This is a genomic window from Pseudomonas sp. (assembly GCF_037994325.1).
GTDB lineage: Bacteria > Pseudomonadota > Gammaproteobacteria > Pseudomonadales > Pseudomonadaceae > Aquipseudomonas.
In genome coordinates this window covers 1-3724 of sequence record NZ_JBBNAH010000075.1, presented here as the reverse complement: position 1 = coordinate 3724, position 3724 = coordinate 1, and the positions used below count along the sequence as shown (strand labels likewise).

Genomic DNA, 3724 nt, shown 5'->3' with positions numbered 1-3724 from the left:
AAAAAAACCGCCGCGCCGTAGGGTTTGCCGGTCCCTACGAGCGATGCCTATTGCAGAAAAACAAAAAGCCCGCATCGGCGTACCGAGCGGGCTTTTTGTTGGGCGTTTTGTTAGTGCTTGCTGCCTTGCTGCGGCATCGCGAGAAACTGCTTTTCGCGCTCCCAGTCAAACGGTTCGTCGTTTTGTTCGGCTTCAAAGCGGCGCTCGTCGAGGGCCTGGAACAGGGTGATTTCTTCGTCTGGCATAAAGTGCAGGCAGTCGCCGCCAAAGAACCACAGCAGGTCGCGCGGCACCAAGTGGGCGATTTGCGGGTAGCGGTGGATCACTTGGCACATCAGGTCTTGGCCCAGGTACAGGCTTTGTTCAGGTTCTTGCGGGAGGAGGGTGAGCAGTTCGTCGAAGCGCTCAAGAAACAGGTAATGGCTTTCTTCCGGAACCTGCTCGGCTTCGCCCAGGGCGACCAGAATGCTGCGCAGGTGCGTAAGCAGCGTTAGATGGTGGTCGAGGTAGGCGCTGGACATGGGCAGTTGCTCCGAAACAAAAACGGGCGCGAAGTATAAAGGCCCTCGCGCCCGTTGTCGTGTTGCGGTCTGGCAGGTGCGTTAGCGCACTTTGCCAGCCTCCAGGGTGAGCTCGTCCTTGGCGTAGTCGTCGACGTCGATTACGCGACGACGCGCGGCCTCGGCATCACGCAGGGTCTGCGCTTCATCGGCTTGCAACACGCCAGCGGCAATAGCGGCGTCGATCAGGTTTTCACCCGGTTTAGGCTGCAATTGGCCGGCCTTCGCCGCCTTATGCAGTTTCTTCTGCAGCTCATGACTGGCGCCCAGCAGGTTAACCGCGTGTTGCAGTGCACCCACGGCATCGTCTGCCGCTTGCGGGCGGTAGCAGCCAGCCAGTACGGCTTCCAACGCCGGGTCACCGGCAGGGCGGCCGATAATGCCGGCGATCTCGGCATCTAGCGCGTCTGATGGGCCTTTATGACGACGGCCAAACGGGAACACCAGCAAGCTCAGGGCGCAACCAAAGAAGCGGTTGGGGAAGTTTTCCAGCAGGTCAGCCAGCGCTTGTTCGGCTTTGCCCAGGCTCTCTTCCAGCGCCCAGCTTACGGACGGGCGCAGGTACTCGGGATAGTCGAGGTCGTGGTAGCGCTTAAGCGCCGCCGAGGCCAAGTATAGGTTGCTGAGTACATCACCCAAGCGCGCCGACAAGCGTTCACGGCGTTTCAGCTCACCGCCCAGCAACATCATGCTGAAGTCGGCCAGCATGGCGAAGCTGGCCGCCAGGCGATTAAGCGAGCGGAAGTACGGTTGGCTAAAGCTGTCGCCCGGCACCTTGCCGAGGCGGCCGAAGGTCAGGCTGAGGATCAAGCTGCTGGCGGCGTTGCTGATGGCAAAGCCGATGTGTTGCATCAGCAATTCATCAAACTCCACCAGGGCGCGGTCGTGGTCTTCACGGCCGGCCAAGGCCATTTCCTTGAGCACATACGGGTGGCAACGAATGGCGCCCTGACCGAAGATCATCAGGTTACGCGACAGAATGTTCGCGCCTTCCACGGTGATAAAGATCGGTGCGCCTTGCCACGAACGGCCGAGGTAGTTGTTCGGGCCCATGATGATGCCCTTGCCGCCGTGTACATCCATGGCGTGGCTGATGCACTCGCGGCCACGCTCGGTGAGGTGGTATTTGAGGATGGCCGAGAGCACCGAAGGTTTTTCCCCGAGGTCGACGGCGTTGGCGGTGAGAATTCGCGCCGCGTCCATCATCCAGGCATTCCCGCCGATACGCGCCAGCGCTTCTTGAATGCCTTCAAACGCCGAGAGCGGCACATTGAATTGCTCGCGCACTTGGCTGTACTGGCCGGTGACCAGGCTGGTGTATTTCGCCGCGCCGGTGCCGACAGCAGGCAGGGAGATGGATCGGCCGACCGACAGGCAGTTCATCAGCATCATCCAGCCTTTGCCCAGCATGGGCTGACCACCGATAAGGAAGTCCAGCGGCACAAATACGTCTTTGCCGGAGTTAGGGCCGTTCATAAACGCGGCGCCCAGCGGCAGATGACGGCGGCCGATTTCCACGCCAGGGGTCTCGGTTGGGATCAGCGCCAGGCTGATGCCCAGGTCTTCTTCCTCGCCCAGCAGATGATCCGGGTCGTAGGCTTTAAAGGCCAAGCCGAGCAGGGTGGCGACGGGGCCGAGGGTGATATAGCGCTTTTCCCAAGTCAGGCGCAGGCCGATGACTTCTTTACCTTCCCATTGGCCTTTGCAGATGATGCCGACGTCGGGCATGGCGCCGGCGTCCGAACCAGCCAGCGGGCCAGTCAGGGCGAAGCACGGGATATCGTCGCCACGGGCTAACCGCGGCAGATAGTGCTGACGCTGTTCATCGGTGCCGTAATGCAGCAGCAATTCGGCCGGGCCGAGGGAGTTCGGCACCATCACGGTGGAGGCGAGGTCGCCACTGCGGGTGGCCAGCTTCATCGCTACTTGCGAGTGGGCGTAAGCCGAGAAGCCTTTGCCGCCGTATTCCTTAGGGATGATCAGGGCAAAGAAACCGTGTTCTTTAATGTGCTGCCAGGCGTCTTCGGGTAGGTCCATGCGCTGGCCAATATCCCAGTCGGTGACCATGGCGCAGAGTTCTTCAGTCGGGCCGTCGAGGAAGGCTTGCTCTTCTTCGGTGAGCTGCGCCTTGGGGTAGGCGAGCAGGGTGTCCCAGTTCGGGCGGCCGCTAAACAGCTCGCCGTCCCACCACACGGTGCCGGCTTCGATGGCGTCCTTCTCGGTTTCCGACATCGGCGGCAGGGTTTTCTGGAACCAAGAGAACAGCGGCGCGGTAAAAATCTTGCGGCGCAGTTCCGGTAGCACCAAGGGTACGGTGATGGCGATCAACACCAGCCAGAGGATGGCCAGCAACCAGCCTGGTGCGTGGCTCCAAATGCCCATGGCCAGCAAATACACGGCCACGACGCCAATGGCGGGAAGTGGGGAAATACGGCGGTGGGCAAGAAATGCCACGCCTACCACCAGAACGATTAACCAGACAGCCAGCATGCAACGTCCTCCTTGTGACAGCCCCACTTAACTGCGGGCCTGTTCGAGCATAGTTGGGATAGTGACCGTCCCTTGGCAGTTGAGTTCGGACTAGTTAACCCTCGGCAAAGCCGCGAATGGCGTGACTGAGCAGTCAGCGCGCAGTGGCGTTTGCTAAGGTTGCTGAAGCGCGGAAAACACCTGCGCGGCGGCGCCGACAATCGCTATCTATAAAGCGCCTTGATAGCCAACATCAATTTCCCCGTCTGTTTTCTTTGGCTTAGGCAGGTAGGATGCCTACACCGAAATATCTGACATAGAAGGTAACAACCGTATGCTGACGATTTGGGGACGGAAGAATTCCACCAACGTGCGTAAAGCGCTGTGGGCCGCCGAAGAAGTAGGCGTGCCGTACATCCGGCATGACGCTGGCGGTGCGTTTGGTCTGGTCAACGAACCGCACTACCGTGCGATGAACCCCAATGGTTTGGTACCGGTGATTGAAGACGACGGCTTGGTGCTCTGGGAGTCCAACGCCATCGTGCGTTACCTGGCGGCGAAATATGCAGACGGCGTGCTGTATGCCAAAGACCCCGGTGAGCGTGCCCAAGCGGATAAATGGATGGACTGGACCACCAGCCTTGCTGCGCCGTTTCGCGATGTGTTTTGGGGCACGCTGCGTACGCCGCCCGAGC

At 60.3% G+C, this 3724-nt stretch carries 3 protein-coding genes; 1 reads left to right on the top strand and 2 read right to left on the bottom strand.

Annotated elements, in window-relative coordinates; genetic code table 11:
• Positions 1-110: 110 nt before the first annotated feature.
• Complete coding sequence (locus AAAB16_RS02480; protein WP_340661910.1) at positions 111-521, bottom strand: PA2817 family protein; 411 nt, start codon at positions 519-521, stop codon at positions 111-113.
• Positions 522-602: 81 nt separating this feature from the next.
• A complete protein-coding gene (locus tag AAAB16_RS02475) occupies positions 603-3050 on the bottom strand; it encodes an acyl-CoA dehydrogenase (RefSeq protein WP_340661909.1) in 2448 nt (815 codons plus the stop codon).
• A 313-nt stretch (positions 3051-3363) separates the two neighbouring features.
• Here AAAB16_RS02475 and AAAB16_RS02470 point away from each other — a divergent pair.
• On the top strand, positions 3364-3724 hold a 361-nt coding region (locus AAAB16_RS02470), incomplete at its 3' end, for a glutathione S-transferase (RefSeq protein WP_340661908.1).

Coding starts and splice junctions, on each gene's coding strand:
- AAAB16_RS02480 (WP_340661910.1), bottom strand. CDS start 521: ATGTCCAGCGCCTACCTCGACCACCATCTAACGCTGCTTACGCACCTG.
- AAAB16_RS02475 (WP_340661909.1), bottom strand. CDS start 3,050: ATGCTGGCTGTCTGGTTAATCGTTCTGGTGGTAGGCGTGGCATTTCTT.